At 72.6% G+C, this 21,438-nt stretch carries 21 protein-coding genes; 16 read left to right on the forward strand and 5 right to left on the reverse strand.

The features are described 5' to 3' along the window. The 5 genes from pnuC to ABZ454_RS28530 are packed head-to-tail and all read left to right on the forward strand — an operon-like array spanning position 1 to position 4,286. Positions 1-654 (forward strand): nicotinamide riboside transporter PnuC, encoded by a 654-nt coding sequence (gene pnuC / locus ABZ454_RS28510; protein ID WP_359542153.1) that lies wholly within the window; start codon positions 1-3, stop codon positions 652-654. Continuing rightward, positions 651-1,730, forward strand: a complete 1,080-nt coding sequence (locus tag ABZ454_RS28515; RefSeq protein WP_356322609.1) for an AAA family ATPase — start codon at positions 651-653, stop codon at positions 1,728-1,730. Before pnuC ends, ABZ454_RS28515 begins: the two co-directional genes overlap by 4 nt. Beyond that, complete coding sequence (locus tag ABZ454_RS28520; RefSeq protein ID WP_356322608.1) at positions 1,727-2,461, forward strand: NUDIX domain-containing protein; 735 nt, start codon at positions 1,727-1,729, stop codon at positions 2,459-2,461. The genes ABZ454_RS28515 and ABZ454_RS28520 overlap by 4 nt, the downstream gene beginning before the upstream one ends. Continuing rightward, positions 2,458-3,480 (forward strand): ADP-ribosylglycohydrolase family protein, encoded by a 1,023-nt coding sequence (locus ABZ454_RS28525; RefSeq protein WP_356322607.1) that lies wholly within the window; start codon positions 2,458-2,460, stop codon positions 3,478-3,480. The genes ABZ454_RS28520 and ABZ454_RS28525 overlap by 4 nt, the downstream gene beginning before the upstream one ends. 20 nt (positions 3,481-3,500) lie before the next feature. After that, complete coding sequence (locus ABZ454_RS28530; protein WP_359542155.1) at positions 3,501-4,286, forward strand: nucleotidyltransferase domain-containing protein; 786 nt, start codon at positions 3,501-3,503, stop codon at positions 4,284-4,286. 21 nt (positions 4,287-4,307) lie between these two features. Here ABZ454_RS28530 and ABZ454_RS28535 read toward each other — a convergent pair whose 3' ends face one another. Further along, positions 4,308-5,030 carry a nucleotidyltransferase domain-containing protein gene (locus ABZ454_RS28535; RefSeq protein ID WP_359542158.1) on the reverse strand — a complete coding sequence of 241 codons (723 nt, stop codon included), beginning with the start codon at positions 5,028-5,030 and terminating at the stop codon, positions 4,308-4,310. A 172-nt stretch (positions 5,031-5,202) separates the two neighbouring features. Here ABZ454_RS28535 and aroH point away from each other — a divergent pair, with 172 nt between their 5' ends. The 5 genes from aroH to der all read left to right on the forward strand — a co-directional run bounded on the left by aroH (position 5,203) and on the right by der (position 9,709). After that, complete coding sequence (gene aroH, locus ABZ454_RS28540) at positions 5,203-5,565, forward strand: chorismate mutase (protein WP_356322604.1); 363 nt, start codon at positions 5,203-5,205, stop codon at positions 5,563-5,565. Continuing rightward, positions 5,562-6,647: a prephenate dehydrogenase gene (locus tag ABZ454_RS28545; protein WP_356322603.1), complete on the forward strand. Its 1,086-nt coding sequence runs from the start codon at positions 5,562-5,564 to the stop codon at positions 6,645-6,647. Before aroH ends, ABZ454_RS28545 begins: the two co-directional genes overlap by 4 nt. 151 nt (positions 6,648-6,798) lie before the next feature. Then, the gene (gene cmk, locus ABZ454_RS28550) at positions 6,799-7,515 is read left to right on the forward strand and encodes a (d)CMP kinase (RefSeq protein ID WP_356322602.1); all 717 of its coding nucleotides are present in this window, start codon (positions 6,799-6,801) and stop codon (positions 7,513-7,515) included. Further along, a complete protein-coding gene (locus ABZ454_RS28555) occupies positions 7,512-8,174 on the forward strand; it encodes a lysophospholipid acyltransferase family protein (protein ID WP_356322601.1) in 663 nt (220 codons plus the stop codon). The genes cmk and ABZ454_RS28555 overlap by 4 nt, the downstream gene beginning before the upstream one ends. Positions 8,175-8,239: 65 nt before the next feature. Continuing rightward, positions 8,240-9,709, forward strand: a complete 1,470-nt coding sequence (gene der, locus ABZ454_RS28560; protein ID WP_356322600.1) for a ribosome biogenesis GTPase Der — start codon at positions 8,240-8,242, stop codon at positions 9,707-9,709. 237 nt (positions 9,710-9,946) lie between these two features. Here der and ABZ454_RS28565 read toward each other — a convergent pair whose 3' ends face one another. Both ABZ454_RS28565 and ABZ454_RS28570 read right to left on the reverse strand, forming a co-directional pair. Continuing rightward, a complete protein-coding gene (locus ABZ454_RS28565; RefSeq protein WP_356322599.1) occupies positions 9,947-10,294 on the reverse strand; it encodes a hypothetical protein in 348 nt (115 codons plus the stop codon). 137 nt (positions 10,295-10,431) lie between these two features. After that, complete coding sequence (locus ABZ454_RS28570) at positions 10,432-11,214, reverse strand: hypothetical protein (protein ID WP_356322598.1); 783 nt, start codon at positions 11,212-11,214, stop codon at positions 10,432-10,434. Between the two features lie 718 nt (positions 11,215-11,932). Here ABZ454_RS28570 and ABZ454_RS28575 point away from each other — a divergent pair. Beyond that, entirely contained in the window at positions 11,933-12,148 is a 216-nt protein-coding gene (locus ABZ454_RS28575; RefSeq protein ID WP_356322597.1) for an I78 family peptidase inhibitor, read from the forward strand. 141 nt (positions 12,149-12,289) lie between these two features. On the opposite strand, the gene ABZ454_RS28580 is transcribed toward ABZ454_RS28575, so the two are convergent. Further along, the gene (locus ABZ454_RS28580) at positions 12,290-13,327 is read right to left on the reverse strand and encodes a phosphatase PAP2 family protein (RefSeq protein WP_356322596.1); all 1,038 of its coding nucleotides are present in this window, start codon (positions 13,325-13,327) and stop codon (positions 12,290-12,292) included. A 555-nt stretch (positions 13,328-13,882) separates the two neighbouring features. Here ABZ454_RS28580 and ABZ454_RS28585 point away from each other — a divergent pair. Both ABZ454_RS28585 and ABZ454_RS28590 read left to right on the forward strand, forming a co-directional pair. Further along, positions 13,883-15,622: an MFS transporter gene (locus ABZ454_RS28585; protein WP_359542167.1), complete on the forward strand. Its 1,740-nt coding sequence runs from the start codon at positions 13,883-13,885 to the stop codon at positions 15,620-15,622. Positions 15,623-15,716: 94 nt separating this feature from the next. Next, on the forward strand, positions 15,717-16,928 hold the full coding sequence (locus tag ABZ454_RS28590; protein ID WP_359542170.1) for an acyl-CoA dehydrogenase family protein: 1,212 nt from the start codon (positions 15,717-15,719) through the stop codon (positions 16,926-16,928). 37 nt (positions 16,929-16,965) lie between these two features. On the opposite strand, the gene sepF is transcribed toward ABZ454_RS28590, so the two are convergent. Next, positions 16,966-17,409: a cell division protein SepF gene (sepF, locus tag ABZ454_RS28595; RefSeq protein ID WP_356322593.1), complete on the reverse strand. Its 444-nt coding sequence runs from the start codon at positions 17,407-17,409 to the stop codon at positions 16,966-16,968. A gap of 307 nt (positions 17,410-17,716) precedes the next feature. On the opposite strand from sepF, the gene ABZ454_RS28600 reads away from it, so the two are divergent. The 3 genes from ABZ454_RS28600 to ABZ454_RS28610 all read left to right on the forward strand — a co-directional run bounded on the left by ABZ454_RS28600 (position 17,717) and on the right by ABZ454_RS28610 (position 21,289). Then, positions 17,717-18,961, forward strand: a complete 1,245-nt coding sequence (locus ABZ454_RS28600) for a DUF5685 family protein (protein WP_356322616.1) — start codon at positions 17,717-17,719, stop codon at positions 18,959-18,961. A gap of 365 nt (positions 18,962-19,326) precedes the next feature. Continuing rightward, positions 19,327-20,127 (forward strand): DUF1684 domain-containing protein, encoded by an 801-nt coding sequence (locus tag ABZ454_RS28605; protein ID WP_359542173.1) that lies wholly within the window; start codon positions 19,327-19,329, stop codon positions 20,125-20,127. Positions 20,128-20,389: 262 nt separating this feature from the next. Further along, positions 20,390-21,289, forward strand: coding sequence for a S1 family peptidase (locus ABZ454_RS28610; RefSeq protein ID WP_356322591.1), 900 nt, complete (start codon positions 20,390-20,392; stop codon positions 21,287-21,289). The last annotated feature ends 149 nt before the right edge of the window (positions 21,290-21,438 follow it).

A 21,438-nucleotide genomic window follows, 5' to 3' on the forward strand; every position in this document is an offset into this window, starting at 1 on the left:
GTGAGTCTCGCGGACGTACTCGATCCCCTGCGGCAACCCCTGGTGACGGTCCTGGACACGCCGGTCAGCTGGACCGAGGTGCTGGGCTTCGGCAGCGGGGCGCTGTGCGTCTGGCTCGTGGCCCGCCAGCACCTCGCCAACTGGCCCATCGGCATCGCCAACAACGTCTTCTTCATCCTGCTGTTCGCCCAGTCCGGTCTGTACGCGGACACGGGCCTCCAGATCGTCTTCATCGCCCTTGCCGCGTACGGCTGGTGGACCTGGACCCACGGGGGTGGACCAGGGACGGACGGCCTGCCGGTGCGGCGCACCAGCCGCACCGAATGGGCCGGGCTGCTCGCGGCAGGGGCGGTGGGGACCCTCGCGCTGACCGTCCTGCTCGACCGGGCCACCGACTCGACCGTGCCCTTCTGGGACGCCCTGACGACCGCCCTGTCGCTGGCGGCGACCTACGGGCAGTGCAGGAAGCTCGTCGAGTCGTGGTGGCTGTGGATCGCCGCCGACGTGGTCTACATCCCGCTGTACGCGTACAAGGATCTCTACCTGACCTCGCTGCTGTACGCCGGCTTCCTGACGCTGTGCCTGATCGGCCTGCGTAACTGGAAACGGGACCTCACCGCCCACGCCCCCAAGACCGTGGAGGCCGTGGCATGAAGCGCTTCGCACACGGGCTGGTGCTCGGGAAGTTCTACCCGCCGCACGCCGGCCACCACCACCTCGTCCGCACCGCCCGGGACCGCTGCGAGCGGCTGACCGTGCTGGTCTGCGCCGCCTCGGTGGAATCCGTGCCGCTGGCGGACCGGGTCGCCTGGATGCGGGAGGTGCACCCCGACGTGACGGTGGTGGGGGCCGTCGACGACACCCGGATGGATCTCCACGACCCGGCGATCTGGGACGCCCACATGGCCGTCTTCACCGGGGCCGTGCCGGAACGCGTGGACGCCGTCTTCACCTCGGAGTCGTACGGGGACGAACTGGCCCGCCGCTTCGGCGCCGAGTCCGTCTGCGTGGACCCCGGCCGCACGGTCTTCCCGGTCTCCGGCACCGCCGTCCGGGCGGACCCGGCCGGCTGCTGGGACTTCCTCGAACCGCCGGTCAGAGCGGCGCTCACCCGCCGGGTCGTCGTCCTCGGCGCCGAGTCCACCGGCACCACCACCCTGGCCCGCGACCTCACGGGCCACTACCGGCGGCGCGGCGGCATCTGGGCGCACACCGGTTACGTCGCCGAGTACGGACGCGAGTTCAGCGAGCGGAAACTCGCCGAGCTGCGCGCCCGGTGGCCCGACGCCCAGTGGGAGGACGTCTCCTTCACCACCCACGACTTCCCCCTCATCGCCGAGACCCAGAACGCCCGGGAGGAGGCCGCGGCCCGCACCGGCTCCCCGCTGCTCGTCTGCGACACGGACTCCTTCGCCACGACCGTGTGGCACGAGCGGTACGTCGGCGGCCGCAACCCCCTCGTCGAGCGGACGGCCGACCGGGTCACCCATCACCTGTGGCTGCTCACCGACCACGAGGGCGTCGCCTTCGAGGACGACGGACTGCGCGACGGCGAGGAGCTGCGGCCCTGGATGACCGACCGCTTCCGGGCCGAACTCACCCGTACCGGACGGACGTTCATCGAGGTCACCGGCAGCCGGCAGGAACGGCTGGCCGCGGCCGTCACGGCCGTCGACACCCTGCTCGCCGACGGCTGGGACTTCGCCGCACCCCTCCCGGAACGGCGATGAACGCCGGCGCCCCCGAGGGCTACGACCCGCACGCCTTCGAGCCGTTCGCCGTCACCGTCGACCTCGCCGTCTTCACCGTCCGCGAGTCCCGGCTGAACGTCCTGCTCGTCGAACGCGGCGAGGATCCGTACCAGGGCCACTGGGCGCTGCCCGGCGGCTTCGTGCTGCCCCGCGAGTCCGCCGGGACCGCGGCCCGCCGGGAGCTGGCCGAGGAGACCGGGCTGACCGAGGAGACCGTCCCGTCCCTCCACCTGGAACAGCTGCGCACCTACAGCGATCCGGACCGCGACCCGAGGATGCGGGTCGTCTCCGTCGCCTACGCCGCCCTCGTACCCGATCTGCCCGAACCACGCGGCGGCGGCGACGCGGCCAGCGCCCGGTGGTGGGACGCCGGGCGGCTCGGCACGCTCGCCTTCGACCACGACCGCATCCTCACCGACGCCCGCGCCAGGATCGGCGCCAAGCTCGAGTACACCTGCCTGGCCACCGCGTTCTGCCCGCCCGAATTCACCCTGGGAGAGCTCCAGCAGGTGTACGAGACGGTCTGGGGCGTCGAGCTGGACCGGCCCAACTTCCGGCGCAAGGTCCTCGCCACGCCCGGCTTCGTCCAGGCCGCGGAGGGATCACCGCGCCGGACGGGCGGACGGGGGAAACCGGCCGCCCTGTACCGGGCGGGCGCCGCCACCGCCCTGCACCCCCCACTCCTGCGACCGGAAGGAAGAAGCACATGATCGTGACCAGGACCCTCACCAAACAGGCCGCCACCGGCGCGCTCACCGGACTCGCGCTCGGCGACGCGCTGGGCTTCCCGACCGAGTTCAACAACGTGCCGGCGATCCTCGCCACGTGCGGGCCGTGGCGCCAGATGCGGCTGCCCAAGCCGGCGATCGTCACCGACGACACCCAGATGACCCTGGCCCTCGGGCGCGGCATCCGCACCGCCATGGACCGGGGCCTGCTCACCCCGCTGCGGCTGGTGGGACCGGTGCGCGACGAGTTCGTCGACTGGTACCACTCGCCCGACAACAACCGAGCCCCCGGCCGCACCTGCATGACCGCCTGCCGGATGCTCGACAGCGACCGCCTCTGGCAGGAGGCCAGCCAGACCGGCTCCAAGGGGTGCGGCGCCAACATGCGCGTGGCACCCGTCGGACTCGTCCCCGGCCTGAGCGAGGAACAGCGCGCCGGCGCCGCCCAGCTCCAGGCCGCCCTCACCCACGGCCACCCGACCGCTCTCGCCGCGTCCGACCTGACGGCCCGCGCGGTGTACCTGCTGGCGCAGGGCGCGGAGCCGATGGGGCTGATCGGACAGCTGCGCAGCTACGCGTACGAGAACAGCAACCGCTACCTCACCCGCTGGCTCGGCGACCTCTGGCGTCACGCGGGCGACGCCTCCCCGGAGCTGTACATCCAGCGCGGCTGGGACGAGTGCCTCACCGCCCTGGCCCGGGTCCAGGACGCCCTGCGCCACCCGTCCCCGGAGACCGACCCCTGCGAGAGCACCGGCGACGGCTGGACAGCCGAAGAGGCGCTCGCCACGGCCCTGCACTGCTTCCTGCTCTTCCCCGAAGAGCCCGTCACCGCCCTGCGCCGCGCGGCCTGCACCCGGGGCGACTCGGACTCGCTCGGCTGTCTGACCGGTGCGCTGGCCGGGGCGCACCTGGGCTCTGCGGCCTGGCCCAAGGAGTGGTCGGAGCGGATCGAGTACCGCAGCGACCTGCTGTCCCTGGGGGCGCTCTGGGATGCCTGACACTCTGCAATGCTTGGGCCATGCGCGTGGACACCACTCTCCTCCAGGACGCCGGACTGCCGGTCACCGACCTCGGCCCGGTCCTCGCAGGGGAGCGCCATCCGCTGCTGTTCGCCACGGTCTCCGGGGCGCACCTGTACGGGTTCCCGTCCCGGGACTCGGATGTGGACCTGCGGGGGGTCCACGTCCTGCCGGCCGAGGACCTCGTCGGGCTCCGGGAGCCCGAGGAGACCTGCTCGCGGATGTGGGACGGCGACGGGGTGGAGATGGACCTCGTCACCCACGACCTGCGTAAGTTCGTCCGGCTGATGCTGAAGCCCAACGGCTACGTCCTGGAGCAGCTCCTCTCGCCCCTGGTCGTGCACACGACGGCCCTCCACGCGGAACTGGTGGCCCTCGCGCCCCACGTCCTCACCCGCAACCACGCCCACCACTACCGGGGCTTCGCGAACACCCAGTGGCGGCTCTTCGAGAGGACCGGCGAACTGAAGCCGCTCCTCTACACGTTCCGGGCGCTGCTCACCGGCGTCCACCTGATGCGCAGCGGCGAGGTGCTGGCGCACTTGCCGACGCTGCTCACCCGGGTCCCGGCGCCCTCCTACGTCCCCGCGCTGATCACGGCCAAGGCCGCGGCCGAGCACGGGGGCGCGGACGGGGTGGACCGGGCCGCGGCGGCCCGGGACATCGGGTCGCTGCACCGGACGCTCGACGAGGCGCAGGCGGAATCGGGCCTCCCGGACACGGCGAGCGGGTTCGACGCCCTGCACGACCTGGTGGTGCGGGCGCGGCTGCGCCCGGCCGGCTGAGCCGCCCCGCCTCTCCCGGCCTCAGCCGGCCGAACCCTCCCCGGCCGGCCGCGCGGCCAGGGCGGACGCCCGCCGGGCCCGCACCAGGAAGTCCTCGACCCGCGCCCGGTCGGGCTCCGCCGGCAGCGGGGAGACGGCGGCCGCCGCGTCGTTCTCCTCGGCCAGTCCCGCCATGCGCCGCTCCACCTCCGGCCAGGCGACCTCGCCCCGCCGGATCGCCAGCAGTTCCTCCCGGGCCGCGCCCACGTCGATCGTGAGCTCTCCCGTGCGCAGCAGATCCCGGCAGCTCGCCAGCAGCCGCAGCAGATGCATCGCGTGCTTCCAGCGCGGCGCCCCGTACTGCCGGACGTCCGCCTCCAGCTTCCGGCGCTGCCCCAGCGCATACCGGACGAAGGTCTGATGAGCCTGGCGGGACAGGAACGCCCCGCGCAGCGACAGGAGTTCACGGCCGGTCGCGTCGAGCCGCTCCACCAGCGGCGAGTGCAGGCACTCCAGCACATTGGGGTTGGCCCGCAGCGCCAGTTCGCAGAACCGTTCCAGCTCCCAGGAGAACTGCTCCTCGGCCGGCCCGTCGACATGCGTCGGAGGCTTGTCGAACCGCCAGAACAACGGGGTCGGGGCGAGGAACACCCCGCGCCGGTCGGTGTCGCTGCCGTCCGTGGCGAGCCCGAAGGCGCGCGAGCCCATCACACAGGAGTAGACCGTGTGATCGCGGACCAGAGCCTCGTCGCCGGGGGAGATCATGCGGGGAGGGTACGCGAGGGCCGTGCGCCCCGCCCGGGCGGCAGCGCCTGAGTCCCGGCCGCGCGGAGCCACCGCCGCGTCTCACGGACAGGGCGCCCCGGCACGGGACGGCGCCGCCCCTCTAGGCTGAAACGCAAGCGCAGACGCGGCAGGCACAGGCAAGGAGCACGACGTGGCGGTACGAGCGGTCCGCGGAGCCGTCCAGCTGGAACGGGACGAGGCCGGGCACATGGACGAGCGGGTCAGCGCCCTGCTCACCACCGTCCTGGAGCGCAACAGCCTGGTCGCGGACGATCTGATCAGCATCTGGTTCACGGCCACACCCGATCTGCACTGCGACTTCCCGGCCGCCGCGGCGCGCGGCATCGGTATCGTCGACGTACCGCTGATCTGCGCCCAGGAGCTGGACATCGCAGGAGCCATGCCCCGGGTCGTGCGGATCCTCGCCCATGTCGAGACGTATCTCGCCAAGTCCGAGATTGCCCACGTCTACCTCGGCGCCACCGCCTCCCTTCGCAAGGACATCGCCCAGTGAGAACCGCCGTCGTCATCGGAACGGGCCTCGTCGGCACCTCCGCGGCCCTCGCCCTCGCCGGGCGCGGCATCACGGTCCACCTCGTCGACCACGACCCGGAGTCGGCCCGCACGGCGGCCGCCCTCGGAGCCGGTACGGACGAGCCGCCCGAGGGCCGCGTCGACCTGGCGGTCGTCGCCGTACCGCCGGCCCACACCGCGACCGTGCTCGCCACCGCCATGGGCGGCGGCGTCGCCCGCGGCTACCTCGACGTGGCCAGCGTCAAGGGCGGACCGCGCCGCGAGCTGGAAGCCCTCGGCGTCGACCTCACCCCGTACATCGGTACGCACCCCATGGCCGGCAAGGAGCGCTCCGGCCCGCTCGCCGCCACCGCCGACCTGTTCGAGGGCCGCCCCTGGGTCCTGACGCCCACGCGCGACACCGACACCGAGGTCCTCAACCTCGCGCTGGAGCTGGTGGCGCTCTGCCGCGCGGTCCCCGTCGTCATGGACGCCGACGCCCACGACCGGGCCGTCGCCCTCGTCTCCCACACCCCGCAGCTGATCTCGTCGATGGTCGCCGCCCGTCTGGAGGAGGCCGACGAGACCGCGGTGCGCCTGTGCGGCCAGGGCATCAGGGACGTCACCAGGATCGCGGCCTCCGACCCCCGGATGTGGGTGGAGATCCTGTCCGCCAACCCCGGCCCCGTCGCCGACGTCCTCGCCGGGGTCGCCGCCGACCTCGACGAGACCGTCGCCGCGCTGCGCGGGCTCCAGTCCCGCGACGAGGACGAGCGGCGCAAGGGCACCGAAGGCATCGAGGACGTCCTGCGCCGCGGCAACGCCGGCCGGGTCAGGGTGCCGGGCAAGCACGGCGCCGCCCCCTCCTCGTACGAGGTCGTGGCCGTGCTCATCAGCGACCGCCCCGGCGAGCTGGCCGGGATCTTCGCGGACGCGGGCCGGGCCGGGATCAACGTGGAGGACGTACGGATCGAGCACGCCACCGGCCAGCAGGCCGGCCTGGTCCAGCTGATGGTCGAACCGAGCGCCGCCCCGGCCCTCGCCGCCGCACTGCGCGAGCGGGGCTGGTCGATCCGGCAGTAGCCGGAGCGGCACCGGCCGGTCTCCCGGGCCCCCGGGAACGCGGGCCGGGAGGCACTTGTCCACAGGGGTGGTCGGGCCCGCCCCGGCACTCGGTAACCTTGTGCGGGGCGGGTTCACGCGTCCCGTCCCGCCCGCCCCGTGTACCAGGAAGGTGTCCACCACCGTGGAAACCGCAAGCGCCGCCGCCCGGACCGCCCCGGCCGCAGTGATCGTCGCCATCGACGGCCCCTCCGGCACCGGCAAGTCCAGCACGTCCAAGGCCGTCGCCGCCCAGCTCGGCCTGAGCTACCTGGACACCGGTGCCCAGTACCGGGCGATCACCTGGTGGATGCTGAACAACGGCGTCGACGTGCACGACGCGATGGCGGTGGCGACCGCGGCCGCCAAGCCGGTCATCGTCTCCGGCACCGACCCCACCGGCCCGACGATCACCGTCGACGGCGAGGACGCCTCCGGCCCGATCCGTACGCAGGAGGTCACCTCCAAGGTCAGCGCCGTCAGCGCCGTCCCCGAGGTGCGCGCCCGGATCACCGAGCTGCAGCGCACCATCGCGGCCGGAGCGGAGCAGGGCATCGTGGTCGAGGGCCGCGACATCGGCACCACCGTGCTGCCCGGCGCCGACATAAAGATCTTCCTGACCGCGTCGCCCGAGGCCCGCGCGGCCCGCCGCAGCGGCGAGGTCAAGGGCTCCGACCTGGCCGCCACCAAAGAGGCGCTGATCAAGCGGGACGCCGCCGACTCCGGCCGCAAGACCTCGCCGCTCGCCAAGGCGGACGACGCGGTCGAGGTGGACACCACCGAGCTGACCCTCCAGCAGGTCATCGAGTGCGTCGTCACCCTCGTCGGGGAGAAGCAGGCCGCGAAGTGACACCTGCCACGGGCGCGCCCACGCTGCGCGGAGCGGCGGTCGGACGCGGCATCGGCATCGGGCTGATGTACGGGCTCTTCAAGCCCCGCGTCCTCGGCGCGTGGCGGGTCCCGGCCTCCGGACCCGTCATACTCGCGGTGAACCACTCGCACAACATCGACGGGCCGATGCTGATGGGCACCGCGCCCCGGCCCGTCCACTTCCTGATCAAGAAAGAGGCGTTCGTCGGCCCCCTGGACCCGTTCCTGCGCGGAATCGGTCAGCTGAAGGTGGACCGCACGACCGTCGACCGCACCGCCATCACCCACGCCCTCGGCGTGCTGGGCGACGGCGGGGTGCTCGGCATCTTCCCCGAGGGCACCAGGGGCGAAGGAGACTTCGCCTCGCTGCGCGCCGGACTCGCGTACTTCGCGGTACGCAGCGGGGCGCCGATCGTGCCCGTGGCCGTCCTGGGAAGCACCGAGCGCAGCGGACGGTTGATATCGGTACTGCCGCCGCTGCGCAGCCGGGTCGACGTCGTCTTCGGCGAAGCGTTCGACGCGGGCGACGGCAGCGGCCGGCGGACGCGTAAGGCGCTGGACGAGGCGACGTCGCGGATCCAGGAGCGGCTGACCGGCCACCTGGAGCAGGCCAGGCGCCTCACCGGGCGCACCGAGTAAGACGATGAGTAGTGGACCGCGCGCTGCGTGGTCCATCGATGATGATGCAAAGAGGAACGGACTTCATGAACGACCAGATTCACTCCGGCGGCTCGGACCACGAGCACGGAGCACTTGGCGATGCCGAGTACGCGGAGTTCATGGAGCTCGCCGCGCAGGAGGGGTTCGACCCCGAGGACGTCGAGGGCGCCATCGGTGAGGCCGGTCACGGCCCCCTCCCCGCTCTCGCCGTCGTCGGCCGACCCAACGTCGGCAAGTCGACGCTGGTGAACCGGATCATCGGCCGCCGTGAGGCCGTGGTCCAGGACAAGCCCGGCGTCACGCGTGACCGCGTCAGCTACGAGGCCGAGTGGGCCGGCCGCCGCTTCAAGGTCGTCGACACCGGCGGCTGGGAGCAGGACGTGCTCGGGCTGGACGCCTCCGTCGCGGCCCAGGCCGAGTACGCGATCGAGATGGCCGACGCGGTCGTCTTCGTGGTCGACTCCACCGTCGGCGCCACCGACACCGACGAGGCCGTCGTCAAGCTGCTGCGCCGGTCCGGCAAGCCGGTCGTGCTCTGCGCCAACAAGGTCGACGGACAGAGCGGCGAGGCGGACGCCACCGCGCTCTGGTCGCTCGGCCTCGGCCAGCCGCACCCGGTCTCCTCGCTGCACGGCCGCGGCACCGGCGACATGCTGGACGCCGTGCTGGAGGCGCTTCCCGAGGCTCCGGCCCAGTCGTTCGGCGCCGCGGTCGGCGGCCCGCGCCGCATCGCGCTGATCGGCCGTCCGAACGTCGGCAAGTCCTCGCTGCTGAACAAGGTGGCCAACGAGGACCGCGTGGTCGTCAACGAACTGGCCGGCACCACCCGTGACCCGGTCGACGAGCTGATCAACCTCGGTGGCATCACCTGGAAGTTCATCGACACGGCCGGTATCCGCCGCCGGGTCCACCTCCAGGAGGGCGCGGACTACTACGCCTCGCTGCGTACCGCGGCCGCCGTGGAGAAGGCCGAGGTCGCCGTGATCCTGATCGACTCCAGCGAGTCGATCAGTGTCCAGGACCAGCGCATCGTCACCATGGCCGTCGAGGCCGGGCGCGCGATCGTGCTCGCCTTCAACAAGTGGGACACCCTCGACGAGGAGCGCCGCTACTACCTGGAGCGTGAGATCGAGACGGAGCTCGCGCAGGTCGCGTGGGCCCCGCGCGTCAACGTCTCGGCCCTCACCGGCCGCCACATGGAAAAGCTGGTTCCGGCGATCGAGACCGCGCTGGACGGCTGGGAGACCCGCGTCCCGACGGGCCGGCTGAACGCGTTCCTCGGCGAGATCGTCGCCTCCCACCCGCACCCCGTCCGCGGGGGCAAGCAGCCTCGCATCCTCTTCGGCACCCAGGCGGGCACCAGGCCGCCCCGCTTCGTGCTCTTCGCCTCCGGCTTCCTGGAGCACGGTTACCGCCGCTTCGTCGAGCGCCGGCTGCGTGAGGAGTTCGGCTTCGAGGGCACGCCGATCCACATCTCGGTGCGGGTCCGCGAGAAGCGCGGCCGCAACAAGTAGACGGCCCCCGCGACGCCGTCCTGCCCGTGAGGCGCCAGGACGGCGTGCCGCCGCCCCCCAGGGGAACCTGGAGGGGTTGCGGTGCCCGCAGGCCGCCCCTGAGGGCCCTGAAGGCCCGTCCACGCACCACCCCGAGCGCACCGGACGCGCGGCCGGAGCCGCGGACCGCGTGACGAAGCCCCGTATCACTCGTCCAGCGAGCGGTCCGGGGCTTCGTCACGCGGTGCCGTCGTGGGGTCAGGCTCCCCGTGTGCCCGGCGGCAGCGCCGCGGGCTGGACCCGTCCCGCGTGCCGCCCGACCCGCTGCCAGGAGCTGAGGCTCCCGGCGTGGCTGCTCGGGCCGCTGCCGTGCCCGCCCGTACCGCCGGCCGAGCTTCCCGCTCCGCCGAGTCCGGAGTGCGCCGAGTGGATGCTCAGAGAGGTGCGGGAGCCGAAGAGCCCGGCACCGAAGGCCGGCAGCCCCAGACCCTCCTCGCCACTCCGGTCACCCGGCAGCGCCCTGAACGACCTGCGGTACTCGGAGTACAGCGCGTCGTAGATCGGGGTGTCGGACGGGCGGCCCGATGGGTCCTGCGCGGGACGCATGGCAGGGATCGGGCTCGGACGCTGGCGGGAGGGGTCGTATGAGTGCACGTATGTGCCAACGACCCCGCCGCCCGTCGGATGCGGGCCCGCGGGAGAAATAGCTGTTCGCCGCGGGTGTGCGGGGTGCACAGCCATGATCAGGTTCCGGCCAGCGGCATCGCGGCCGCGACCAGGAGGCCGCCCGCCGCGGCCTTCTCCAGGGCGTCGCGCAGCAGGTCCTCGCGGGGCTGCTGGCCGATCGAACCGGCCGGGGCGGCATAGACCAGCACGGTCTGCGACTTGTTGGCGGCGGTCCGCCAGCCCTCGGTGACCTGAAGAGGCGAGTGCGCCTGCCACCAGGCCACGGGGGCGCCGCCGTCGGTGCCGGGCTGGAGCACCGCGTGCAGCTGCCCCATGGCGAGCAGGATCGACCAGCCGTGCAGCACCCCGGGGACCTGGTCCATCCGGTGGACCGGCTGGAAGTTCTGCTCCAGCAGCAGCTGGAGGAACTCGTCGCCGGCACTGCCGTCGGTGCCCGGGCGGGCGATCGCCCCGGTCGGCTCGACGACCAGCGCGGGGTGCAGTTCGTCGTCGATCAGGACGAGGCCGCTGGTGACGCCGAGCACCGCCTGCTCGGGCGACAGCCGGCCCGGAAGGTCCTGTTCGCTGCTGGTGATGCTGCGTACGGCCCCCTGCAACTGCTCCTCGGCGACCTGGACCACCTGCGAGGGGATGCAGGTCGCGTGGGCGAAGGCGAGGACGGCGGTCTCCTCGCCGACGAACAGCACCGTGCTGGTGCGCTCCTGCTCGCAGTCGCCGGGGGTGCGGCAGGAGGTGCAGTCATAACTGCCGGGGGCGTTGTCGCCGACGAGCAGCCGGTCGGCTTCGGCATCGCCGATCTCGGCGCGTACGTCCTCGCTGACGTCGAGCATGCGCGGCACGGGTGGCTCCTCGGACTCGGTACGTGCGCCGGGTGGTTCCCGGCTCATGAAGAAGACAACGGGTGAGCCGCTGCCGGGGTCACGCGAGAAGGGGAACGGAATCGAACCGTGCAGGACATCTGATCGGTGATAGCCGCACAAATGCTGACATGGGGAAACGTGCCCTGTGCAGGTCGGCCACCCGGCGGACCGCTGGAGGGGGCGGCGCGGTGGCGATGCGGGCGGCCCCCGCCGGGAGCGCGGCACGGCCGGGAGCGCGGCGGGGCCGGGGTGCGCGCCCGGTCGCCCGCCCCGGCCGCGCGGGGCCGGAATGCGGATGTCCCGGGTGTCCGCTATACGGGCGGGAGGGCCCGCTGGCGGCGTGGTGGCGGGATGGTGTGGATATCTTCACCTCCGCATAAGGGTGCGATAAGGAAGGGTGAATACCTGGTGGTGTGTTTATTTACGGGTGGTCGTCCCGGAGGGAAAACGACGTCGCCCGGCCGTGGTTGCCGCATTTGTTTTCGGGGTCATTCCGGACCGCTTCGGTGAGCGCATTCTCCGCTGTGCGATTACTGTGCGTCCGCTGCTGAACCGTACGTCCGAACGAATGACGCGGACGAGAACGTGTGTGGTGATCCTGTGACACAAGTGTGACCGGCGAGGTACGTGAGGATGCGGTGCGAGCAGGTGGCGCCCCCGCTTCCGCCCTGGTCCGAGGCCGCCTACGGTGAGGGGTATGGCACCCGTACCGACTCCTCCCGTCCAGCCCGACGACGCCCCCGGCGCCTATGTCGGCCTCGCCGCGGAGGCCGCCGAACGGCGGGCTCGCGAGCGCGGCTGGACCACGGTCAGAGCCCTCCCGCCGGGCACCGTCATCACCATGGAGTTCCAGAGCGGCCGGATCAACTTCGAGGTCGAGGCAGGCGTCGTCAGGCGCTGCTGGAAGGGCTGAGGGTCCTGGCCGCCGTTCGCCGCACGGCCGAGCGGCTCGTCCTCGCGGGCGCGGCCGCATGACGGAAGGCCCCGACCGTGGAGTCGGGGCCTTCCGTCATGTGCGGGGTGGGCGTGCGCACCGTTCCCGCCGTTCCTCGGGTCAGCCGCCTGCCACCGGCCGGGCCGGGGCGGTGCCGCCGCGTGGTGCGCGGTCCGCGTGCGGCGGGCGGCGGCTGCCGGCCGGGGTGACCGGGGTCCGCTCGGAACGCCCGGGGTGGCCCGGGTGCGGGGACGGCGCGGTGTGGGCCCGGGGGCGACTGCCGGGAGCCGTGCCCACGGCCGCCTGGTACCCGCCCGCCGGTGCCGCCTCGCGGGCCGGGCGCTTGGCCGCCTCGCCCACGGCGGGCGGGCCGGCCGGAGCGGGCCGGAAGGCGCCTGCCGGGACGGGCGACGGTGCGGCGGTGCGGCCGCGGGCGCCCAGCCGTTCGCGAGCCGCGAAGATCCAGTTCTCGGCCCGGGTGATCAGTGGCTCGACCCAGGGCAGGCCCAGGAGGATCAGGAGCCCCGCCGCCCAGCCGAGGACCACGTCGCTGAGCCAGTGCGTACCGAGGTAGACCGTGGTGAGGCCGACCCCGAGGGAGACGATCGCGGACATGGCCGACAGATAGCGCCTGGCTCGGGGGGTGGCGGCGAGGTAGGCGAGGATTCCCCAGGTCACGACCGCGTTGGCGGTGTGGCCGGAGGGAAATATATCGCCGCCGGCGAAGAGCTCCGCCGATCCGATCTGGGTCGCGTAGTGCGGGCCGAGCCGGCCGAGGCCGATCTTGACCGCACCGACCGTGACGTTGAGCAGCAGGAGCGAGGCGCCCAGCGTCAGCAGGGGCCGCAGCGTGTGCTGCCGCCACGAGCGCCAGCCCAGCCAGCAGGCGACCATGACCGCCGTCGGCCCGCGCTGGCCGAGGACCACGTAGTAGTCCAGGAAGGCGTGGATGCCGGGCCACTGCTGGTACGGCCGGAAGAGCATGACCTTCCAGTCCAGGGTCACCAGCCAGGACGACATGAGCACGGCAATGACGATGGCCAGATAGAACGCCAACGTCCCGCCGAAGAGAGCGATGCGGTGGGGGCTCATCCGCGGTGTCTCTATCTTCGGCGGCTCCGGCTCCCGGTCCAGACGGGCAAAGATGTCGGTACGCACCCAATCGACGTTACAGCGAGTGAGTGGGTGACCCGGTCGATCCGGCCGCTTTGTGATGACGATGTGATGTGGACTATGTCTCAGTCCAGCCCGATTTTCTGAGTTTCCGGATAGTCCGGGGCTTCATTCCTCACCCTTCTCCGACAGATGTTTCATAAACGCATTCGGCTATGGAAAAAAAGCGCACCGGATGACGGAGCCGATGTGTTCCGCGGGTCCGGGGGGCCGAACGGACGGTGTCGGTCCGGTTACGGGGCGCCTTCGGGCGGCGTGCTCCGTGGGGTCCGTGTGACCTCCGGCACCCGGTGGGCCGTGCCGCGGACGGCCGGTTGTCGCAGGTCGCGGGGACAGCCCGGAGGGGCCGGGGTGGGCAGCCGGGGTGGCGTACGCCACACTCGACGGCGCCGGCCGGTATGAGATGGGCCACGTGGGGCGCCGCCGAACTCGCGTACGCTGACGGATCACTCGCCCGTCGATGCCGGGCCCGGAGGGACAGCGGACGCTGCATCCCCGGGGGGCCTGCCGAGCGTGAGGGACCTTTTGGGAGGTAGACGCATGTCCGGGACGACCGCAGCCCGCATCCGCTTGTGCGCAGCCGCCGACGGAGCCAATCGATGGGTCGTCCTGGTCGTCCTCTGCCTCAGTCTGCTGCTCGTGGCACTCGACGCGACCGTGCTGCACGTGGCCGTCCCCGCCGTCACCGAGGACCTGCGGCCCAGCGCCGTGGGGCTGCTGTGGATCGTGGACGTCTATCCGCTGGTCTGCGCGTCCCTGCTGATCCTCTTCGGCACACTCGGCGACCGCGTCGGACGCCGGCGCATACTGCTGCTGGGCTACGCGCTCTTCGGGGTGGCCTCCGCCGTCGCGGCCCTGGCGGACAGCGCGGGCGTGCTCATAGCGGCGCGGGCCCTGCTCGGCGTCGGCGGCGCGATGATCATGCCGGCGACGCTGTCGATCCTCCGGCAGGTCTTTCCCGACCGCCGCGAGCGGGCCGTGGCCATCGGGGTGTGGACCGCCGTCGCCGCCGTCGGCGCCGCCACGGGCCCGGTCATCGGCGGCTTCCTCGTCGAGCACTTCTGGTGGGGCTCGGTCTTCCTGATCAACGTCCCGCTCATGGCCCTGGTCCTGCCGGTCGGCCGGCTGCTGCTCCCGGAGTCGCGCGGCAGCAGCGACGGGCCCTGGGACGTGTTCGGCGCGCTGATGGCCGCCGCCGGCGTCCTCGGCGTCGTCCTCGGGGTGAAGCGCGCCGGGACCGGCGAGGGGCTGTTCCAGCCGGGCACGCTCGTGCCGCTGCTGGCCGGGGTCGCGCTGCTGGCCGCGTTCGTCCGCCGCCAGAAGCGCCGCGCGCATCCGCTGATCGACATCGGGATGTTCGCCAGGCCCGCCTTCAGCACCGCGGTGGGCTGCATCGTCCTCGCCATGCTGGCCCTGGTCGGCCTGGAGCTGATCGCCGTCCAGTACCTCCAGCTCGTCCTGGACCTCAGCCCGCTGGAGACGGGTCTGCGGCTGCTGCCCCTCACCTTCGCCGCCATGGCCGCGGGCGCCACCGGCTCGTACACCCTGCGCCGGGTCGGGCCGCGCCGGATGGTCGGCTGGGGCTTCGTGCTGACGGCCGCGGCGGTGCTGATGCTGACCGCGATGGGGCAGCACGACCGGCCCGGCCTGCTGACCGTGGCGTTCGTGGTGCTGGGCTTCGGCCTGCAGTCCACCCTCTTCGGAGCGTACGAGTCCATGCTCAGCGAAGTGCCCGCCGACCGGGCCGGCGGGGCCGCCGCGATAGGGGAGACCTCCTACCAGCTGGGCGCCGGCATGGGCATCGCCCTGCTCGGCAGCGTGATGAACGCCGCGTACGCCCCCGGCCTGGACCGGCTCCCCGAGGAGGGGGTCCCGGCCTCCGCTGGGGCGGCCGCCGCGCGCTCGCTCGGCGAGGCCTACCAGGTCGCCTCGCAGCTGGGCGGCCCGCTCGGCGCCGTCCTGCGCTCCACCGCCCGGGACGCCTTCGTCAGCGGGCTGCACCTCACCCTGCTGGTCAGCGCGGGGCTGCTGCTGCTCGGGGCGCTCGCCGCACTCAAGCTGCCCCGCGTGATGGAGTGCCTTCCGGAGCTCGGTGAACCGCGCGGTCCCGGGGATGGCCATGAGGCGCCCGCCGCCCGTGACGCCCAGCAGCCCCCCGCCCCCGACGGGCTGCCGGGCCCGCGGGAGCTGCCGGCCCAGGAACGGCCCGACGTGCTGCTGCGGCTGCCCGCGCGGCGCAGGCCTGCCGAGGCGACGGGCTCTGGACGCGCGGCACACTGAGTCGTAACGTCGGCACGACGCCGTAACTAACACTGCTAGTTTTCGGCGTCCCCACCGACATCGTTACCGTGCGAGCCGCCGGAGGCGCCCCCTCATGTCCACTGCCCCGTCCTCCAAACTCCCGCCCTTCGACCCCCGTGACCCGATCGGCATCGACGACCTCCTGGGTCCCGAGGACCTCGCGATCCGCGACACCGTCCGGGTCTGGGCCGCCGACCGGGTCCTGCCGCACATCGCCGAGTGGTACGAGAACGGCGAACTGCCCGGCATCCGCGAGCTGGCCCGCGAACTCGGATCGCTCGGGGCCCTGGGCATGTCCCTCCAGGGGTACGGCTGCGCCGGCGCCACCGCGGTCCAGTACGGGCTGGCCTGCCTGGAACTGGAGGCCGCCGACTCCGGGATCCGCTCGCTCGTCTCCGTACAGGGCTCCCTCGCCATGTACGCCATCCACCGCTTCGGGTCCGAGGAGCAGAAGCGGCAGTGGCTGCCCGGCATGGCGGCAGGGGAGATCATCGGCTGCTTCGGGCTCACCGAACCGGACCACGGCTCCGACCCCGCGGGCATGCGGACCTACGCCAAGCGCGACGGGGAGGACTGGGTCCTCAGCGGCCGCAAGATGTGGATCACCAACGGTTCGGTCGCCGGGGTCGCCGTGGTCTGGGCGCAGACCGACGAGGGCGGCACGGGCGGCGGTGTCCGCGGATTCGTGGTGCCCACCGACGCCCCCGGCTTCTGCGCCCCGGAGATCAGGCACAAGTGGTCCCTGCGCGCGTCGGTCACCAGCGAGCTGATCCTCGACGAGGTACGGCTGCCGGGCGACGCCGTGCTGCCGGGCGTCACCGGCCTGCGCGGCCCGCTCAGCTGTCTCAGCCACGCCCGCTACGGCATCGTCTGGGGAGCCATGGGCGCCGCCCGGTCCAGCTTCGAGGCGGCCGTCGACTACGCGAGGACGCGTGAGCAGTTCGGGAAGCCGATCGGCGGCTTCCAGCTCACCCAGGCCAAGCTCGCCGACATGGCCGTCGAGCTGCACAAGGGCATCCTGCTCGCCCACCACCTCGGCCGTCGGATGGACGCGGGCAGGCTCCGTCCGGAGCAGGTCAGTTTCGGAAAGCTGAACAACGTGCGGGAGGCCATCGAGATCTGCCGCACCTCGCGCACGATCCTCGGCGCCAACGGGATCTCGCTGGAGTACCCGGTGATGCGCCACGCGACGAATCTGGAGTCGGTGCTCACCTACGAAGGAACCGTGGAGATGCACCAGCTGGTGCTGGGCAAGGCGCTCACCGGTCTCGACGCGTTCCGGTAGGGCCGGACGGCCGGGACCGATCCGGTGAGCGCCCCGCTCAGCTCTGGTTGAAGAAGCCGTCCGCCGGCCGGCCGGCGGCTTCGCCGTTGAGGACCTGGGTGTCGGCGGGGGTCAGCAGGAAGACCCGGGTGGCCACGCGGTCGATCGAACCGCGCAGGCCGAAGATCAGTCCGGCGGCGAAGTCCACCACGCGCTTGGCGTCGGCGGAGTCCATGGACGTGAGGTTCATGATCACCGGGACGCCGTCCCGGAAGAGCTCTCCGATGCTCCGGGCGTCCCGGAAGCTGTCCGGGGTCACCGTGGCGATCCGGCGGCCCGTCTCCTCGGCCGTCTCCGAGGCCACCCGCACCCGCGGATCGGTGACCCAGGCCTGTCCGGTCCCGGTCCGTGCACCTTCGGCGTACTCGTCGTCGTCGTAGTACCGCTCGTCGTTGTCCTCTACGAGGCCAAGCCAGGCACTCGCCTTGCGCACCGATCCCATGGACGCCTCCTCTCACCGCGGTTCCTTGGTGTTCCGCATCTCTTTCGTATCCCTATGGTCGTCCATCATGCGGATCGTGCGCCAAGGGGATAGGCGGCGCGCAGGGCTTTCGTGACGGTACTGGTGCAGAAGATGTGGCGATTCGTCAAGGTTCCTCCTGCATAAGGGCCCTGAAGGTAAGAAAATATGCTGCTCCGGTCCGTATGGGTGACATGGGGGACGTACGGGTGAACGGGTCACTCGATACGATGCACGTCGCGCACGCGCCCGACGCGGCGCACAGCTGAACGACTCCCGGGGGATGGCCGTGTTCGGAATCGTCAGGCCCTGCACTCATCGCTTGTCGGAGGGGCTCAAGGCCGAGTGGATGGCCCATCTCTGCGGGCTCTGTCTGGCACTTCGCTCCGACCACGGGCAATTCGCCCGGATCGTCACGAACTATGACGGTCTGATCGTCTCGGTCCTGACGGAGGCTCAGGCCGAACGCACCCCCGGACAGCGGCGCACGGCCGGCCCTTGCCCGCTGCGCGCCATGCGCACCGCCCCGGTCGCGCGCGGTGAGGGCGCCCGGCTCGCGGCCGCCGTCTCGCTGGTGCTGGCCTCCGCCAAGGTGCGGGACCACGTGGCCGACCGGGACGGCCTGTTGGCGCGCCGCCCGGTGGCCGCTGCCGCACGCAGAGTGGCCGCGGGCTGGGACAGGGCCGGGGCGCGCACCGGCGCACAGCTCGGCTTCGACACCTCGCTGCTCGTCGACGCCGTCGACCGGCAGACCGGGATCGAGCTGCTCGCGGGGCCCGGAACGCCGCTGCTGACGGTCACCGAACCCACCGAGACCGCCACCGCCGCGGCCTTCGCGCACACCGCCGTACTCGCGGGCAAGCCGCAGAACGCCGAGCCGCTCGCGGAGGCCGGGCGCCTCTTCGGGCGCCTCGCGCATCTGCTGGACGCCGTGGAGGACCAGGAAGCTGACGCCGCGTCGGGTGCCTGGAACCCGCTCACGGCCACCGGCACCTCGCGCGCCGAGGCCCGGCGGCTGTGCGACGACGCGCTGCGCGGCGTACGGCTGGCGCTGCGCGACGCGGAGTTCGCCGACGACAAGCTCGCCCATGTGCTGCTGGCGCACGAACTGCGGCGGTCGGTGGACCGGGCGTTCGCCACGGACGTCTGCTCCCATCAGGCGGGCGGCCTGCTCACCGGGCGGCCGGGAGCGGCCGGCCATCCGTCAGGAGTGGGGCACACGGCGGCGTTCGGGCCTCCGCCGGGCAATCCTTACGCCCCCACGGGCCCGTCGGGACCCTTCGGTCCGCCGCAGCCGCCGGAGCCCCCGCGCGACCGGCGCGGGCTCGTCATGGGATGCCTCGTGTGGGCGGGTCTCGCCTGCACCTGCCAGATGTGCTGCGGCACCTTCGACGACCCCTGGAGCCGCCAGCGTCGCGAGGGGCTGTGCAGTCAGTGCGACTGCGGCGACTGCTGCGACGCCTGCGACTGCTGCAGCAACTGTGGAGACTGCTGCGACGGGTGCGACTGCTGCGGATGCGACTGCAGCTGCTGACTGCGCGTCACATCGACCGGGGTGTCCGCACCACTGCCCGCGCCCCGCGCCGTACGGCGGCCGGGCACCCACCGCGTCGGCCCCACCCCGTCCGGCGGCGACCCGCGTGCCCTGTCCGCCCGTGAACCCCGCATCGTCCGGGGGCTCCGCGCTCGCGTCCCTCTGTCCGACGGCGTCCGACGGCGCCGTGGCCGGCTGGAACCGAAGGAGCACGGCGGCGGCCGCCCGGACGGACCTTTCCGGTCCCGGACGGACGCCCCGCCCTCCGGCCCCCACGAGCCCGGGCCCGCCCCGCACCGCGTACGCCCGTTGCGGGCGGCGGTCGGATCGCGGGGCCGCCGGGCCGGTATGGAAAGGTTGCCCCCATGAGCACGGACGCACAGCAGCAGGCAGCGCGGGACTGGGACCACTGGCACCAGGAGCGGACCGCCACGGTCGCCGCACCGTACGGGCCGCTCTCCCTCACCGGTACCCACTGGCTCTCCGACCACCCGGAAGGTCGAATTCCGGCCGTCCCGGGCCACTGGCGGGAGGACGGCGACGGCGTGGTGCTCACCGCCGCCGCCGAAGACGGGCTGAGGGTCGACGGGAAGCCCTTCACCGGCCAGGTCCGGCTGGGCGCCGACCGCGGTCCGATCGAAGGTTCCCGGGTGGCGCACGGTGAGCGCCGTCTCGTCGTGCTGAGCCGCGAAGGCCTCTGGGCCGTCCGCGACTTCGATCCGGACTCCGCGGCACGGCGCGCCTTCCGCGCCATCGAGGCCACACCGTACGACCCGCGCTGGGCCGTGCCGGGACGCTTCCGTCCGTACGCCACCTCACGCACCGTCCGGGTCGAGAACGCCGACGGTGTCGAGCGGGGGCTGGGGCTCGCCGGGGAGGTCGCCTTCGAGCTGGACGGCGTCGGGCGCACCCTCCAGGTCGCGGTGGAGCCCGACGGCTCGCTCTGGGCGGTCTTCGCCGACGCCACCAGCGGGGACACCAGTTACCGCTTCCGGTTCCTGCGGCCCGCCGCCCCGGCCGGCGACGGCTCGGTGACGGTCGACCTCAACCGTGCGCTGCTGCCGCCCTGCGCCTTCGCGGACCACTTCATCTGCCCCTTCCCGCCGCCCGGCAACACCCTCCCCGTTTCCGTCGAAGCCGGGGAGCGCCGCCGGACCGACGGCTGAAGAAGCGGCTCCTCCGCCCGCGTCCAGGCCCCGGCCGGCCGTCGTCCGCCGGGGCCTGACGCATGCGTGGGCGGGGCGATCCGCCACGACCTCAGGCCAAAAGGCGCCCTTGCGCATGAAGTTGACGCCTTGAATACTCCCGAGCAGCGCTTGTCAGGGGCACGGCATATCCGGAATGCGGACGACGGCCGTGCTCATGACTGCGCCTCACGGGTCAGGCCACCCCACAGGCGGACCCCCGACTCCCCTCGGGAGGAAACAAGTGAGGAACAAGCGCACCACCCCCCTCAGCGGCAGCACGAGACGCGGCAAGGCCATCGGCATCGCCGCAGGTCTCGTGGCGGTCGCCGCACTCACCGTCCCCAGCGCCCAGGCGAGCTCCACCGGAACGTACAGCGCGAGCCGGCTCTCCGCCGCGAGCGACGCCGTCCTCGGCGCCGACGTGGCCGGTACGGCCTGGAACGTCGACCCCGTGACGAAGAAGCTCGTGGTCACGGTCGACAGCACGGTCTCCGCAGCGGAGATCCAGCAGATCAAGGACGCCGCGGGCGCCGACGCGGGCGCCCTGCGCATCGAGCACACCTCCGGGAAGTTCAGCAAGCTGCTCTCCGGCGGGGACGCCATCTACGCCCCCGGCTGGCGCTGCTCCCTCGGGTTCAACGTCCGCAGCGGCAGCACCTACTACTTCCTGACCGCCGGTCACTGCACCGACGGCAACCCGCCCTGGTACACCAACTCGTCGAACAGCACGAGCATCGGCCCGACGGTAGGGTCCAGCTTCCCGACCAACGACTACGGTCTGGTCCGGTACGACAACGCCTCCGTCGCGCACGCCGGCACCGTCGGCAGCGTCGACATCACCAGTGCGGCCAACGCCACGGTCGGGATGTCCGTCACCCGCCGGGGCTCCACCACCGGCATCCACAGCGGCACCGTCTCCGCCCTCAACGCCACGGTCAACTACGGCGGCGGCGACATCGTCTACGGCATGATCAAGACGAACGTGTGCGCGGAGCCGGGCGACTCCGGCGGCCCGCTCTACTCCGGGTCCCGGGCGATCGGACTCACCTCGGGCGGCAGCGGCAACTGCAGCTCGGGCGGTACGACGTTCTTCCAGCCGGTCACCGAAGCGCTCAGCGCGTACGGCGTCAGCGTCTACTGACCCGCCGGGTGGCCGGTTCTGTGCCCCGGAACCGGCCAGTCCCTCGAAAGCGCACGTCGAACAGGCCGAGCCCCCGCCCGAATTGTGGGCGGGGGCTCCCGCTGACCCCGCGGCTTTTGAGAGGATGTGACACAGGACGGTCACGCAGG

This window comes from Streptomyces sp. NPDC005803 (assembly GCF_040630435.1).
In the GTDB taxonomy this organism is placed as follows: Bacteria; Actinomycetota; Actinomycetes; order Streptomycetales; family Streptomycetaceae; genus Streptomyces.

Coding starts and splice junctions, on each gene's coding strand:
- ABZ454_RS28515 (WP_356322609.1), top strand. CDS start 651: ATGAAGCGCTTCGCACACGGGCTGGTGCTCGGGAAGTTCTACCCGCCG.
- ABZ454_RS28520 (WP_356322608.1), top strand. CDS start 1,727: ATGAACGCCGGCGCCCCCGAGGGCTACGACCCGCACGCCTTCGAGCCG.
- ABZ454_RS28525 (WP_356322607.1), top strand. CDS start 2,458: ATGATCGTGACCAGGACCCTCACCAAACAGGCCGCCACCGGCGCGCTC.
- ABZ454_RS28530 (WP_359542155.1), top strand. CDS start 3,501: ATGCGCGTGGACACCACTCTCCTCCAGGACGCCGGACTGCCGGTCACC.
- ABZ454_RS28535 (WP_359542158.1), bottom strand. CDS start 5,030: ATGATCTCCCCCGGCGACGAGGCTCTGGTCCGCGATCACACGGTCTAC.
- der (WP_356322600.1), top strand. CDS start 8,240: ATGAACGACCAGATTCACTCCGGCGGCTCGGACCACGAGCACGGAGCA.
- ABZ454_RS28565 (WP_356322599.1), bottom strand. CDS start 10,294: ATGCGTCCCGCGCAGGACCCATCGGGCCGCCCGTCCGACACCCCGATC.
- ABZ454_RS28575 (WP_356322597.1), top strand. CDS start 11,933: ATGGCACCCGTACCGACTCCTCCCGTCCAGCCCGACGACGCCCCCGGC.
- ABZ454_RS28585 (WP_359542167.1), top strand. CDS start 13,883: ATGTCCGGGACGACCGCAGCCCGCATCCGCTTGTGCGCAGCCGCCGAC.
- ABZ454_RS28590 (WP_359542170.1), top strand. CDS start 15,717: ATGTCCACTGCCCCGTCCTCCAAACTCCCGCCCTTCGACCCCCGTGAC.
- sepF (WP_356322593.1), bottom strand. CDS start 17,409: ATGGGATCGGTGCGCAAGGCGAGTGCCTGGCTTGGCCTCGTAGAGGAC.
- ABZ454_RS28605 (WP_359542173.1), top strand. CDS start 19,327: ATGAGCACGGACGCACAGCAGCAGGCAGCGCGGGACTGGGACCACTGG.